This window comes from Vibrio sp. 10N.222.54.A3 (assembly GCF_041474095.1).
Taxonomy (GTDB): domain Bacteria; phylum Pseudomonadota; class Gammaproteobacteria; order Enterobacterales; family Vibrionaceae; genus Vibrio; species Vibrio crassostreae_C.
Genome location: NZ_JBFRTN010000019.1, coordinates 62,193 through 77,470, shown reverse-complemented (window position 1 = coordinate 77,470; position 15,278 = coordinate 62,193). Strand labels below are relative to the sequence as shown.

The 15,278-nt window shown below is 44.9% G+C and carries 10 protein-coding genes; 8 read left to right on the top strand and 2 right to left on the bottom strand.

Annotation, left to right across the window (positions count from 1 at the left end):
* The first annotated feature begins 257 nt into the window (after window positions 1-257).
* Entirely contained in the window at window positions 258-1,343 is a 1,086-nt protein-coding gene (aroC, locus tag AB4507_RS05665) for a chorismate synthase (protein WP_017062360.1), read from the top strand.
* A gap of 150 nt (window positions 1,344-1,493) precedes the next feature.
* Here aroC and AB4507_RS05660 read toward each other — a convergent pair whose 3' ends face one another.
* Window positions 1,494-2,117, bottom strand: a complete 624-nt coding sequence (locus AB4507_RS05660) for a trimeric intracellular cation channel family protein (RefSeq protein ID WP_004734183.1) — start codon at window positions 2,115-2,117, stop codon at window positions 1,494-1,496.
* A 299-nt stretch (window positions 2,118-2,416) separates the two neighbouring features.
* On the opposite strand from AB4507_RS05660, the gene AB4507_RS05655 reads away from it, so the two are divergent.
* The 3 genes from AB4507_RS05655 (at window position 2,417) to AB4507_RS05645 (ending at window position 3,918) form a co-directional block, all read left to right on the top strand.
* Complete coding sequence (locus AB4507_RS05655; RefSeq protein WP_372174726.1) at window positions 2,417-2,947, top strand: elongation factor P hydroxylase; 531 nt, start codon at window positions 2,417-2,419, stop codon at window positions 2,945-2,947.
* A gap of 9 nt (window positions 2,948-2,956) precedes the next feature.
* Window positions 2,957-3,220, top strand: a complete 264-nt coding sequence (locus AB4507_RS05650) for a YfcL family protein (RefSeq protein WP_017063425.1) — start codon at window positions 2,957-2,959, stop codon at window positions 3,218-3,220.
* A gap of 176 nt (window positions 3,221-3,396) precedes the next feature.
* Window positions 3,397-3,918, top strand: a complete 522-nt coding sequence (locus AB4507_RS05645; RefSeq protein ID WP_372182355.1) for an NADPH-dependent FMN reductase — start codon at window positions 3,397-3,399, stop codon at window positions 3,916-3,918.
* A gap of 150 nt (window positions 3,919-4,068) precedes the next feature.
* Here the strand turns inward: AB4507_RS05645 and mnmC are convergent, their stop codons facing one another.
* Window positions 4,069-6,147 (bottom strand): bifunctional tRNA (5-methylaminomethyl-2-thiouridine)(34)-methyltransferase MnmD/FAD-dependent 5-carboxymethylaminomethyl-2-thiouridine(34) oxidoreductase MnmC, encoded by a 2,079-nt coding sequence (gene mnmC, locus AB4507_RS05640; RefSeq protein WP_372182354.1) that lies wholly within the window; start codon window positions 6,145-6,147, stop codon window positions 4,069-4,071.
* A 128-nt stretch (window positions 6,148-6,275) separates the two neighbouring features.
* Between mnmC and fabB the strand changes: the two genes are divergently transcribed.
* From fabB to AB4507_RS05620, 4 genes are all read left to right on the top strand, one after another.
* Window positions 6,276-7,487 carry a beta-ketoacyl-ACP synthase I gene (fabB, locus tag AB4507_RS05635; RefSeq protein WP_017062353.1) on the top strand — a complete coding sequence of 404 codons (1,212 nt, stop codon included), beginning with the start codon at window positions 6,276-6,278 and terminating at the stop codon, window positions 7,485-7,487.
* A gap of 485 nt (window positions 7,488-7,972) precedes the next feature.
* Complete coding sequence (locus AB4507_RS05630) at window positions 7,973-9,106, top strand: 4-phosphoerythronate dehydrogenase (protein ID WP_372182353.1); 1,134 nt, start codon at window positions 7,973-7,975, stop codon at window positions 9,104-9,106.
* Between the two features lie 12 nt (window positions 9,107-9,118).
* Window positions 9,119-10,132: an aspartate-semialdehyde dehydrogenase gene (locus AB4507_RS05625; RefSeq protein WP_017062350.1), complete on the top strand. Its 1,014-nt coding sequence runs from the start codon at window positions 9,119-9,121 to the stop codon at window positions 10,130-10,132.
* A 207-nt stretch (window positions 10,133-10,339) separates the two neighbouring features.
* Complete coding sequence (locus tag AB4507_RS05620) at window positions 10,340-15,187, top strand: FimV/HubP family polar landmark protein (protein ID WP_372182352.1); 4,848 nt, start codon at window positions 10,340-10,342, stop codon at window positions 15,185-15,187.
* The last annotated feature ends 91 nt before the right edge of the window (window positions 15,188-15,278 follow it).

Below are 15,278 nucleotides of genomic sequence, written 5' to 3'. Positions count from 1 at the left end.
ACCCGATAACTCTCCGAGTTGTCGGGTTTTTTGCATTTTACATATCATAAAACACTTCTTTTCAAGCGCGACTCATTTTCTTCTGTTATTCGTTTCATTCGGCTTATGTAATAGAAAGTTAAAATTGTTCGTTTTTTGGGGTTTACATCATTTGGTAATAAAGCCACTATGAATTCACGAAGAATAGACAAGTAAAGCTATTAGCCAGTCGGTTTAGGAATCAAACCTTCTGCTCAATAGCTGATTTAGAGGAAGTAATGGCAGGAAACAGTATCGGACAACATTTCCGCGTGACCACGTTCGGAGAAAGTCACGGTATCGCACTAGGATGTATCGTAGATGGGTGCCCACCAGGATTAGAAATTACCGAAGCAGACCTTCAAAGAGATTTGGATCGTCGTCGTCCGGGCACTTCTCGCTATACAACGGCTCGTCGTGAAGCGGATGAAGTGAAAATCTTATCAGGTGTATTTGAAGGCCAAACTACGGGTACTTCTATTGGTCTATTGATTGAAAATACAGACCAACGCTCTAAAGACTATTCCGAAATTAAAGACAAGTTCCGCCCTGGCCACGCTGACTATACGTACCATCAAAAGTACGGTGTGCGTGATTACCGAGGTGGTGGTCGTTCTTCAGCTCGTGAAACTGCAATGCGTGTTGCTGCAGGTGCAATTGCGAAGAAATACCTAAAACAAGAATTTGGTGTTGAAATCCAAGCTTACCTTTCTCAAATGGGTGATATCTCAATTGATAAAGTGGATTGGAACGAGATTGAAAACAACGCTTTCTTCTGTCCAGATGCCGACAAAGTACCAGAATTTGATCAACTGATTCGTGACTTGCTAAAAGAAGGCAACTCGATCGGTGCGAAGATTCAAGTGGTTGCGACTAAAGTGCCAGTAGGCCTTGGTGAGCCAATCTTTGATCGTCTAGATGCTGACATCGCGCACGCTCTAATGAGCATTAACGCTGTGAAAGGTGTTGAGATTGGTGATGGCTTTGATGTGGTTAATCAACGCGGTAGTGAACACCGTGACCCATTAACTCCAGAAGGTTTCAGCAGTAATCATGCTGGCGGTATCTTAGGTGGTATCTCTACTGGTCAAGATATTGTGGCAAGCATTGCGCTTAAACCAACATCAAGCATCACTGTACCTGGTGACACAATCACGAAAGATGGTGAAGCAACGCAGTTAATCACGAAAGGTCGTCACGATCCATGTGTTGGCATCCGTGCGGTACCTATTGCAGAAGCAATGCTGGCTATCGTGCTGCTTGACCACTTGCTACGTCATCGTGGTCAAAACTTTGGTGTGACAACTGAAACACCACAAATCTAATTCTGCTTCTTTTTATTTAGAATAGAATTGGTAGAAACAAAAAAGGGTTGCTTCGTAATGAAGTAACCCTTTTTCACATTAGCAGGATTATTCGTCCGGTTAGCGACTATCGTCATTAAAGACAGCTAGCAGCTTAAGGCTCTTAATCCATTAATGCACTGAACTTTCAGGATCAAGCTGGAACGAAGGCAAACGCCATTTGAATCTTACAGCCGCCATGCGCAGCAAGTAACCAACTACAAGCGTCACAATTGTCGCCGTTACGTCGTTGATGCCAAGCTCAAGCAAACCTAGGTACAAACCTGAAGCGACAAGTGCGACAGACGCGTATAGCTCTTCATGCAACACTAATGGTGTTTGACGACAGATAAGGTCGCGCAGCAAACCACCAAAGACACCGGTGACTAGCGCAGACACCATACAGATCATTGGGTGAAGACCCATGGTCATCGCTACCTTAGTACCAATGATACTGAACACGATAAGCCCTAGTGCATCCAAACGAATGAATAGCCCTTTGAGCTTGATAACCCATTTAGCCAGTCCGGTTGTAATAACACCTGCGATACAGGTGATTGCCAGATACTGCGGGTTTTCAACCCAACCTAAAGGGTAATGGCCAAGTAAGATATCTCGTACTGTACCGCCGCCAATTGCCGTTGCACTCGCAACCAACATTACACCAAACCAATCCATTTTTTGTTTGCCAGCACTGAGAGCGCCGGTCATGGCTTCTGCCGTGATGCCAATGATATACAAAACACTTAGTAGCATTGCTGTAGCTCTATAATATAGGTCTATAAATTGGAGTCTTATAGGCCATAGGGATATAAAAATGAAGCGCGAGTGTAGTAGTAAAAACGCTGATTGACGAATGAATATTTGTACCGTGAATAGGCATTTCAGATTAGCTAAACTAATCATTCACCTCAAAATGGTGTAATCTGGGATCAGCAATCGATTGTCATCGTAAAGTATTATGATGAACCTAATGTCATTGCCAGTGATAGGGCTTTACCGAGCGCTTAAAAAAACGCAAAATGCCCCAGTTCTTTTTATTTAAATTTGATCTTATGACGCACCAATACCCAGATATCATCGACATTTTCAATCAAACCTTTTTCGAGAGCTTTAATACCAAGCTAGAACTGGGAGCGGACGAGCCTATTTACCTGCCAGCCGATGGGGAGGTTTCTCATCACCGTATCGTATTTGCTCGCGGATTTTATGCGTCTGCACTTCACGAGATAGCGCACTGGTGTGTCGCTGGTCCTGAGCGTCGTTTGTTGGAAGATTTTGGCTATTGGTATGAACCTGACGGTCGAACGGAATCGGTTCAAGCTGAGTTTGAAAAAGTAGAAATTCGCCCACAAGCGTATGAATGGATCATTGCGATGAGCGCAGGCTTTCCTTTTAATGTCAGCTGTGACAATCTACACGGCGATTTTGAGCCAGATCGTTTGGCCTTTATGAATAAAGTACATAGCGAAGTTATGGGTATCTTTGAAGTAGGCTTTCCGCCTCGCGTGAAAATGCTCTCTGAAGCATTACGCAGCTTCTACGATGTAGAACCTTTATGTGCTAGCCAATTTATTGTGAAATAAGAGAATATTATGATTATCGAATTTGAAGAAAAACTACTTGAAGTAATTGATGCTCGCATTGAAAACGCATCAGACGATGAACTGTTTGCTGGTGGTTACTTACGTGGTCATATTTCTCTTTCAGTGGCTTCATGTGAAGAAGAAGGCATTGAAGATGTGGCTGAAGTAAAAGCTCGTATTGAACAGAGCCTAGACGACGCTCGCTCTGAACTAACACCAGCAGACCGCACTATCGTTAATGACCTTTGGGTTGAGCTACAAAACCAAGCTTAATCTCGATGTATTAATACTATCCGCTCAGTCCCTTCCTTTCCCATTTTGCTGAGCGAACTGGTTTATTTGAGACTCGTTCGAAATTTTTGAATGAGTCCGTTCATTTCTTGTGATGGTTACATTTTCTTACTACGTTATTCTAATCCCACTTAACGGAATTACAGAAAGGTCACATCATGAAAGTTATCGCATTTGGCGCAAGCACAAGTTCTACCTCAATCAACAAAACACTAGCAACTTACGCAGCAAACTTGATTGAAGGTGCTGAATTAAAAGTCCTAGACATCAACGATTACAATGTTCCTATGTTCAGTGAAGACACTGAAAAAGAGATTGGCCAAGCGGAAGGTGCTCAAGCATTCCTACGCGACCTAGCTGAAGCTGATGCGTTTGTTATCTCGTTCGCAGAACACAATGGTCACTACCCAGCAGCGTATAAAAACCTATTTGACTGGGCGACACGTATTGAGCGTTCAGTGTTTGGCGAGAAGCCGGCGGTTTACCTAGCGACTTCACCGGGCCCTGGTGGCGCACAAACGGTACTTGGTGCAGCGACAGGTTCTGCACCTTACTTCGGTGGCAACGTGCAAGCGTCAGTTTCAGTACCAAGCTTCTACGATAACTTTGATTTTGAATCTGGTTCTATCAGCAACGAAGAGATTGCTCTACAGATTAAAGACGCGGTTGCTAAGCTGTAAATACTGCTCCATTTAGAACATCAGTTTAGATCAACACGAATAACAAAAAGCCCGAGCGACTTAACTTAGTCACGTAGGGCTTTTTAGCTTTTAACTTATTAGTTTCAGATATTCAGAAATTTCAGATGTTCAAAATAGCTGAACTAGAAACTACGGCTTTGATTTAGAATGCTTGTCAGCAACCCATCCAGCCGTTAATGCCTTACCTTTACGCAGTCTGCGTACCCACATTCGACTTGGGTGAATCGCCTCAAGCACATCAACAGGCAAGGGCAGCGGATCGCCACAGATCTGTGATGCTAATACTTCAGTCAATAATGGTGCAGAGCTCAAACCACGTGAACCCAGTCCGATAAAGCAATAAAGGTTAGGGAAGCTTGTTACCGTTTCTACATCCTCAACCGAGTCACGCTGCGGGTTGAAGTTGTGGAGATCTTGGTACTGCTCCTTAATGGCTTCAAAGTCACCAACGTTTCCGACAAACGGAAGGTGGTCACGGCTTACGCTTCGGATACCTTGGCGCGCTAAGTTGTCACTGGTATCGACATCTTTTGTCCATGCTTGGTCTGGTAGTGACCCATGTAGGCGCTCGCCATTGTGCTGCTGAACCTCAATATCAAATTCTTGGTCGATATTGGTTTTGTCGTAGTTCGCACCAATACAGTGATGACCATTGTTGGGGTTCTGTGGCGTCAAATAGCCATCAAAGCACAACACGGTTTTTAGCTGGCTGAGATTTTCCGTGGTCGGAATATGGCTCACTTGGCCTTTAACCGGAGTCAGTGGTACTGGCTGAGTTTGTTCAAACTGAGTGAACTTGTGTCCGTTTGCGACAACTACTTGGTCGTGCTTGGTTTGAATCTCACCTTGAGGTGTATCCATCGTCAGTATCCATTGTTGTTCAGCTTCGAGCCACTCAAGTTGCGTTACTTGATGTTGATAGTGCGCGCTTACTTGGTTGTTCTCTTCTAACTTGCTAATCAAGCCTTGAGTCAGTTGCAGAGGGCTTAGCCAACCACCCAGCGGAAAGTAAACACTCTCTTTATCGACGGGTAAGCCAATCTTTTCGTTGGCTTGCTCTGGCGATAAACGCTGAATCAGGTCGGTGTGGAAGTTGCCTTCCAACATGCGGTTGAGCTTTTTAGTGGAGCCTTGATCCCACATCAAGATGTTCACGCCACACCAACTGTGATCAAATTGAATAGACTGAGCCGCTTGATTAATAAATTGACGAGCAAACAGTAATCCCGGGCCAAACACGCGAGACACGTTCGAGGTCGCTTCGCTTAATAGCGGGTAAATCGCACCTTGGTTGTTACCTGAGGCATTGCCCGCAGCTTGTGGATGTTCACAATAAAGGGTGATGTTTTTACCACGACGGCTTAGCGTTTTGGCTAATGCAGCACTGGCGACACCACCACCAATGATCGCAATGTCTTGGGATTCAGTGTGTTGAGCGAGGTCATACCAAGGTTTGATGTTGGTGTGAGCGTGCTTTTCGCCAAGTCGGCCGGCGATCATTTCTCGCTTAGTACCAAAGCCTTTGACCTTTTTCATTTCAAAGCCAGCTTCAATTAAGCCACGGCGAACAAAGCCAGCAGCGGTGAAGGTGGCGCAGCTACAATCTTGCTTAGCGAGCTTAGCCATGCCGTTGAATAGGTTTTGATTCCACATCTCTGGGTTCTTGCTCGGAGCAAAACCGTCTAAGAACCAAGCATCAACCAAACCTTCACGCGGGGTTGGTACGTTGGGCATGCAATCTTTAATATCGCCAAACCACAAATCAAGCGTGATTGCACCGTCGCCCAGCACAATGCGGTGACATTCAGGTAGAGCAATAGGGTAGTGTTCTTGGAGTTGCGTCGCATACTCGGCTAATTCTGGCCACGATTGGTGTGCTTTGATCAGATCCTCTTTATTTAAAGGATATTTTTCAAAACTGATGAAATGTAACTCTTTGGTCATCGCTTGTGGGTTATCTTTAAGAAAAGCATCGAACCATTGCCAAACTGCAAGAAAGTTCAAACCTGTGCCAAAGCCGGTTTCAGCAATCACAAAGCGGCGTTGTTCATGTTCAAGCCAACGCTCTGGAAGGTGGTTTTGCTTTAAAAAGACGTAGCGAGTTTCTTCTAAACCGTTAACATTGGAGAAGTAAACGTCGTCAAATTGGTCTGAAACTGGCGTGCCAGACTCATTCCATTCCAGTTCTGCATTAGTAATTGAAGTCATAAAATCTATCATTTTGTGATTTGAAGCGATATGTTGGTAGGGATTGTACGAATTTCTAGGAAAGCTGACCACTTTTGTTAGGCTTCTTAGTTATCATCTAGCTGAATTTAGAATTATAGGAATGTCACATGAAACGAGTCGTAATCACCGGTATGGGTATTGTTTCAAGTATCGGTAACAACGTCGAAGAAGTTTTAGCATCACTGAAAGAGGGTAAATCTGGTATTACCGCTTCAGAGCAGTTCAAGGAAAATGGCTTGCGCTCTCAAGTATGGGGTAACCTAAAAATGAACCCTGCTGACCATATCGATCGCAAAAAAATGCGCTTTATGGGTGATGCAGCGGCATTCGCTTATCTTTCAATGGAGCAAGCAATTGCTGATTCTGGCTTAACTGAAGATCAAGTATCTAATGACCGCACGGGTATCGTTGCGGGTTCAGGTGGTGCTTCATCTCTAAACCAAGTAAACGCGGTAGACATCATCCGTGAGAAAGGCGTGAAGCGCGTTGGTCCATACATGGTTCCACGTACAATGGCTTCTACGGTTTCTGCTTGTCTAGCAACTCCTTTCAAAATCCGTGGTGTGAACTACTCTATGAGCTCTGCATGTGCGACATCTGCACACTGTATTGGTCACGCAATGGAGCTTATCCAACTTGGTAAGCAAGACGTTGTATTCGCTGGTGGCGGTGAAGAACTGGATTGGTCTCTGACTATGATGTTCGACGCAATGGGCGCACTTTCTACTAAGTACAACGACACGCCAGAGCTGGCTTCTCGTACCTACGATGCAGACCGTGATGGTTTCGTTATCTCTGGTGGCGGCGGCATGTTAGTTATCGAAGAGCTTGAGCACGCTGTTGCTCGTGGCGCAAAAATCTACGGTGAAATCGTAGGCTACGGCGCAACTTCAGATGGCTACGACATGGTTGCTCCTTCTGGTGAAGGTGCGGTTCGTTGTATGAAGATGGCGATGCAAAACGTTGATGGCGTTGATTACGTGAACACTCACGGTACTTCAACTCCAGTTGGCGACGTTAAAGAGCTAGGCGCTATCCAAGAAGTATTTGGTGGCAACAGCCCAGCAATTTCTGCAACTAAAGCGATGACAGGTCACGCTCTAGGTGCTGCTGGCGTACACGAAGCTATTTACTCAACGCTAATGCTAGATAACGGCTTTATCGCTCCAAGCATTAACGTTTCGAACCTAGACGAAGCTGCTGCTGGCCTAGACATCGTAACTGAAGCTCGTGATCAAGAGCTAACTACAGTTATGTCTAACAGTTTTGGTTTCGGCGGTACGAACGCAACGCTAGTAATCAAAAAGTACCAAGCTTAACTTAAGCTTGAGTTACAGAGACAAGGTTAATCGTTAAAGGGTTGCGCTAGTGCCGATTCAACACGCACAGGTCACCCAGTAATAATGACCATCAGAACAAAGTTTTTAGACGCAGGTTGGTAAACGTGTTTTTTGAACATAGTTTTTAAATCTGGGTTTAGAGATTGAAAGGTTTCCAGAGCTTGACCAGTACTGACTTTGGTTAGTACTGGTTGAACAGACGCAAGACTCTGTCTCCTGGAGAGCGAGATAGGATCCTTTTGTTCTGGATGTTTGCCCGATTGTTTATTCAATCGGGCATTTTTCGTTTTAGCCGTTTGATCTTGGGTGTTCACTCTGGTTTCGGTTCTTGTCTGCCAAGGTTAGGTGATTCAGCCCTTTATTTATAATGTATTCCAATTGCTACTCGACACCGTGTGTGGAATTTTGCACAATCATTTCAATTCACATTTAGGTCGATAGACCCCAACAAAAGTACTCGCCAAATGAAAATCTTAATCGACGAAAATATGCCTTACGCTGAAGCGCTTTTTAGCCAGCTAGGGGAAGTGACAATGAAGTCTGGTCGCACATTAACAGCTGACGACCTAGTTGACGTAGACGCATTGATGATTCGCTCTGTTACCAAGGTAAACGAGTCATTGATCAGCAAAGCCAATAAGCTGAAGTTTGTTGGTACTGCGACGGCTGGCATGGATCACGTTGACCAAGAGTTGATGAAAGAGCGTGGTATTTTCTTTACTGCGGCACCTGGTTGTAACAAGGTGGGTGTTGCTGAGTACGCGTTCAGTGCGATGATGGTGCTTGCGCAGCAACAAGGCTTTTCTGTTTTTGATAAAACGGTTGGTATTATCGGCTGTGGTCAAGTGGGCAGTTACTTAGCGAAGTGCCTTGAAGGTATTGGTATCAAAGTTCTGCTGAACGACCCTCTAAAACAGCAAGAGGGTGATACTCGCGAATTTACTGAGTTAGAGACTTTGCTTGAACAATCAGACGTTATTACATTACACACGCCAATCACTAAGACGGGTGAGTATCCAACGCATCACTTGATCAGTGAGCAAGTGCTGAACAACTTACGTGCTGATCAAATCCTGATTAATGCAGCTCGCGGTCCTGTGGTTGATAACCAAGCGCTAAAAGCTCGCCTGCAAAAAACCGATGGTTTCACTGCAGTGCTTGATGTGTTTGAGTTTGAACCTGAAGTCGACTTTGAGCTTCTTCCGTTACTCGCTTTTGCAACGCCTCACGTAGCGGGCTACGGTTTAGAAGGTAAAGCGCGTGGTACCACGATGATCTTCAACAGTTATTGTGAATTTTTAGGTACTGAACAGCGTGCGTATGCAAGCGACTTATTGCCGACAGCGCCTGTACCTCAAATGAAATTAGATAGAGCTTGGGATGAAGCAACACTGCACAATTTGACTCAGTTGATCTATGATGTGCGCAAAGACGACGCCTTATTCCGTCGCAATATCGTTACGCCGGGTTCTTTTGACAAGATGCGTAAAGAATATTGGGACCGCAGAGAGTACAGTGCAGTCGAGTTAACGGGCGACGAATCTTGTAATTTAACGCCGTTATCTAAACTCGGTTTTATGGTAAAGCCAACTTTATAAAAGAGAGAAACAATGAGCCAAGAATTTAATATTGCTATTTTAGGTGCGACTGGTGCGGTTGGTGAAACCATTCTTGAAGTACTTAAAGAGCGTAAATTCCCTGTCGGTGAAATGCACTTACTAGCAAGTGAACGTAGTGAAGGCAAAACTTCCCGTTTTAACGGCAAAACAATACAAGTACAAAACGTAGAAGACTTCGATTGGTCTCAAGTACATATTGCGTTTTTCTCTGCAGGTAGCGAGCTTTCAGAGCGTTGGGCTCCAATTGCGGCTGATGAAGGTGTGGTTGTCATCGATAACACATCACGCTTCCGTTACGAATACGATGTTCCTCTGGTTGTGCCTGAAGTGAACCCTGAAGCGATTGCTGAGTTCCGTAACCGTAACATCATCGCGAACCCTAACTGCTCGACTATCCAAATGGTAGTAGCGCTAAAACCAATTCACGATGAAGTGGGCCTTGAGCGTATTAACGTTTCAACTTACCAATCTGTGTCTGGTGCAGGTAAGCCAGGTATCGATGAGCTAGCGGGTCAAACGGCTAAGCTTCTTAACGGTATGCCAGCTGAAAACTCAGCGTTCTCACAACAAATCGCTTTCAACTGTATTCCTCAAATCGATGAATTTACAGAGAACGGCTACACGCGTGAAGAGATGAAGATGGTTTGGGAAACTCAAAAAATCTTTGCTGACTCTTCAATCACAGTGAACCCGACTTGTGTCCGCGTACCAGTATTTTACGGTCACGCAGAATCTCTACACATTGAAACTCGCGCACCAATCGGTGCAGAGCAAGTGGTTCAGCTTCTAGAGAACACAGAAGGTGTTGAAGTATTCCAAGCGCTAGACTTCCCAACTCAAGTTCGTGATGCAGGTGGTAAAGACCACGTAATGGTTGGTCGTATTCGTAACGACATCAGCCATCACAGTGGCGTAAACATGTGGGTTGTCGCTGATAACGTTCGTAAAGGCGCAGCAACAAACGCAGTTCAAATCGCTGAAGTTCTGATTCGCGATTACTTCTAAGCTTTATTGCTTTGATAAAAAAGCCTCACTCTTTAGTGGGGCTTTTTTAATCGATTAAAAATATTGTTAGTCAAATTGTGTGAAATTGCTGCGAATATTGTTGCTGCAACACATTTTTTGTTTTCATCTCTATAGTTTTACGTCATTTATCCGATATATTTAATAGATCATCACTTTTCCGAATTTAAGCACCTAGCTGAGCCTTTTATGTTTCAAATTTTCAAGCCGTGGTTAATGCCTTTTGCCTTTATCATTGCGACTCAGATTTCCGTTGTTCGTGCAGATTCCATTCGAGTTGTAGGGCCTAATGGCCAGATACAATCAGCGCCTACGTTTTCAGAACCACTTCAAAGAGCGCAATCAAATAGCGCTGAGCCTTCACGTTTCTATGGTCCAACTCGCGGCTCAGAAACATTGTGGTCTATTGCCTCAAAGTTACGCCCTGATAACTCCGTTTCAGTCCAACAAACTCTGTTGGCTATTTATCGCTTAAACCCACAAGCGTTTGAAAACCAGAATATCCATAGCCTGCTGCCTGCGAGCAATCTACGCGTGCCTTCTTTAGAGCAAGCACGTGCAAGCTCGACGCAGCAAGCTATCAACATCATGAACTCACATCTTGCTAAGCTTGATGCTCCTGCAAGTAAGCCTGTCGCTTCAAAACCCAAAGCGCCGAGTTCTGATGCAAAAAATGTTACTCCTGCTAAGCAAGTAAGCACTACTGAAACTGCTAAAAAGCCATTGTCTCCAACTCAATCATCTCTAGCTCAATCTGCACCAACCCAAGAGATGAACAAGTTAGAGAAGCAGCTAGAGCTTTCAGAAACTGAACTGCTGTCACTTGAAGAGAAAAATCACCAACTTCGTTTGATGTTATCGAATGTTCAATCGGAAGTGGATGAGCTAAAAACAGAGCTCAGTGATGAAGACCGCATTCGTAGCGAAGTGGAAAAGCTGCTTGATGAAGAGCGCAGAAAGAACGCCGAAATTGAAAAGATGGCACCAAGTGTCATGGACGAACTGTTATCGAATGGTTGGTTAGTGGCGGCTCTTGCGATTATTCCAGGTCTGCTCATTGGTTTGATCGTTGTGATGCTGTTAGGCCGTCGTTCTAAAAATGATGAGCAACAGCAGACGACTCAAGAACAACCGCTCCAGCCAGAACCAAGTACCGTTGCACCTATTACATTGGGCGACGAGATGGACGACCTTAACGAGCTGTCTTTAGATGATGACTTGTTTGGTACGGAAGATGACGCCAACAAGCTGTTTGACGATCAAGCGCTAGCCGAAGAGGATGATGTCTTTGCTGGTTTAGATGAATCTGATCTCGATTTCAATCTAGATGGTGAAGACGATGACCCATTTGCTAGCATTGGCGAAAACGGTGATTTAGACACCAACTTCGACGATCTAGATTTAGACAGCAGCAACGGCATTAGTGTTAATGGCGAAGAGAAAGCGCTTGGCCTTGAAGAGATGGAACGTGCGCTAGACAAAACAGCGGAAAGCGTCGTCGATACTGATGATGTCGACTTTGATCTTTCTGATGATAACGCAATGTCTGCTGATGACATTGAAGCTTTACTATCTCAAGAGTCTGAAACTGAAGATCTCGGTTCCAACGAGCTAGACCAATCTTTATTAGATGATCTGTTTGCTCTTGATGACGAAGATGACGACAGCTTCGATATTGATGCTCTGATTTCGGAAGAGCAAAGTGATTCGCCTTCTAGCACTGAAACACCAGCAAGCGATGATTTTGACATCGATGCGCTTATCTCTGAGCAACAAAGTGAGACTAAGCCTGTTGATTTGAGCAATGACGATTTTGATATTGATGCTCTAATCTCTGAACAACAGTCCCCTGAGCCAGCTTCACCGACAGCGAATGATGATATTGATGACATCTTTGCCCAAGTTGCTGCTCAGAACGATCAAGCGAATGACCCTTTCAACCTCGATAGCGACGATGAGATTGCCACTAACCTAAACAGTGGTTTGGCGTCTGATGATGATATCGAAAACATTCTGTCTCAGTTCGATAAGCCCATCGTAAATGAAGAACCTCAAGACAGCGTTGATCTGCTTGATGAGCAACTGGCAGGCGATGACGTAGACCTAAGTAACTCGACAGACCTTCTTGATGAGATGCTAGGGGACGATTCGGATGATGAGCCTGAAAGCGAACCTCTTGGCTTTGATTCTCTGTCTGAGCTTGAAGAGCTTTCTGGTTTATCGACCGATGATGACCTCAACATCGCAGAAGACAGCACGGAAACCTTGGATGAATTAATAGGTGACTCTGACGACGATGATTTCGAACTCGACGCCGAAAGTACCGACTTATTGGATGATTTCCTTGATAGTGAATTGTCAGATGATGAGCTTTTAGCGGATGCATCAAAATCAGAATCTCTAGACCCATTTGATGACTTACTGACAAGTGGCATTGAAGACGAGCTTGAATCTGAAGATAAGACGTTTGATAAAGAGTTAGACGCAGCCTTTGGTTTGGACAACGCCAGTGAGGAGCCTGAAAAGGACTCAGACGTTGAGCTTACTCCGTTAACCTCTGAAGGTGAGCCTGAGCAAGATCCGGACATTAGTGAAACACTACAACCTGAAGTCGTTACTGATGAATCGTTAGATTCGGAACTGATTCAAGACAGCGCTGACGTTAAGCCAGAAAATGATGAAGCCTTTAATCGTGATGGTTTTATCGATGATTTGTTCGGTGTTGCACCAGCAACGGATGCTTTGCTTGATGACTCGCTAGAAACAACAGACGAAGCGTTGATTGATGAGTTAATGACTTCTGATGACAATGATTTGTTGTCAGCAATAGAAGAGCCTGTTGAACCATCAATTGAAAATACGGTTGAATCAGAGCAAGCGCCTCTTTCAAACAGCAACGAAGTATCAGCGCAAGAAACCGCATCATCGGTGGAGGATGATAAATTGGATATCGACTCGCTGTTATCTGAGAATTCTGATTTTGATAAACCAGATTTTGAAGAGCGAGTTCAAGAAGAAAGCGCACAACAAGAATCTGAGCCGAAAGGAACCGACGTCCAAGAACAGCGTGAAGACATTGCTGCTAGCTCTGAAGAGCAAGCTTCGCCATCCTCTTTAAATGATATCTCTGAAGATGATGAAGAGACGGTTGAAGACTGGCTAGCTGAGGCTATCGACGATGTAGAGTCGCCAGCTAACGTTACCTCTGATTTTGACTTTGAACCGAAAATCCAAGGTAGCGATCAGCTTGAAGATGTCGTTGAATCCTTGCCAGAGCCAGAGCCAGAGCCAGAGCCAGAGCCAGAGCCAGAGCCAGAGCCAGTTCGTGCTGCAAACATGCCAGAGGTCATTCCAAATGAATTTGGTGTGCCAGAAGACGATGATTGGCTGATTGAAGATGAGGCGTCTGAACCAGAAGCATTAGCGGAAACTGACGTAACACCAGAGCTAGTGACACCTGTCGCTGAACCGAAAGTTGAAGCTACACCACAAGCGGAAGTTCTAGGACAAGAAGGCGAAGAAGAATTCTCGTTTGATGACTTCGAATTGCCAGAGTTTAATGAAGAAGATGCACTAGCGGAAGCTGATGCTGAATCAACACCAGAACCAGTAACGCCAGCTATTGATGCTCAACCAAGTGTTGAGCCTCAAACTGAAGCCCAAGTTATAGCTCAGGCGCAAGACGACGAAGAGTTTTCGTTTGATGATTTCGACTTACCAGAGTTTAGTGAAGAAGACGCACTAGCGGAAGCTGATGCTGAATCAACAACAGAGCCAGCAACGCCTGCTATAGACTCTCAATCAAGTGTTGAATCGCAACCTACCGCTGAGCCTCAGTTAGATGCTGCACCACAAGTTGAAACTGCGAAACCAGAAAGCGAAGAAGAATTCTCGCTTGATGACTTCGAACTACCAGAGTTTGGTGAAGACGATGCGTTAGCGGAAGTGGTGAGTGAACCAGATGAAGCACAGTTAGAGCAAGACTTAGCGCCTGACACAGAGAAGTTCGAGTTCGATGACCTTGATCTTCCGGAGTACGATGAAGAAAGCGCAAAAGCAGACTCTGTTTTAGATGATATTGAGCAAAGCAATGCCGAGCCGGTGGCGGAAGCCCAAGGCGTAGAGTTCGATGAGTTTGATTTACCGGAATATGGTGAAGATGAAGCCATCTCTGATGCGTTTGCTGAGAAGCCAACACCACTGACTTCTTTCAGCCCACAAGGCGAAGAGCAAGATGCGTTGCATGATCTGTTCTCAAATCCGCAGAGCTATAGTCAGGCTGATGATTTCTCGAATGCTGAAGACTCTGAACCGGCTGGTTTTGCACAGCCAGAACAATCACTGAGCGCGGCTTCAGAGCCAAACTCAACGCCTGCAGCGGTTCAAGACGAGCCACTAGAAGGCTTTGATGACTTTGATGAGACAGCATTAGCTGAGTTGCTTTCTGAAGATGTTCAAGACTCTGTCGACAACATGTTCGATAAGCCATTGGACGCAACTTCGATTGATAGCGCAGGGTTAGATATTGACGCCATGCTTGAAGTCGGCGGCGAAGACTGGAAAGGCTTTAACCTAGCGCCAGAACAACAATCGAGCATGCATAATGATGTGCCTGATGACCAACAAGAGATTTGGGCATCGGCTGAACAGCAAGCTGAACCGAAAATCAAAGAAGAGAATTGGGCTGAACAAGACAATCTAACCGAATCAGGCAACAGTCGTGATAAGCAGTACATGACGATTGATGAGCTAATGGCTCAAGTCGAGCAAGAAGGTGAAGAAGTCATTAATCCAGACGATGAAGAGCTTAAACTGGATGTGGGTCTTAACGAATTCCCTGATGTTATCGGTGATATTGGCAATTATGATGTCGACAGCAATGCAGAAGCTGCGGGTAAGCTTGATTTAGCCAAAATCTACATCGAGATGAGTGACTCGCAAGGGGCAATTAAGCTTCTAGAAGAGGCAATCGTTGACGGCAGCGATGATATTCGTCGAGAGGCAAAAAATCTTATCGATACGTTAAACGGTCGATAAATTTACAAATCAGAAAGGGTAGCGTTGGCTACCCTTTATTTTAAGGCGATACAGAGCGCTATCGTTTCATTTGGTTTTTCAACAGCATCGT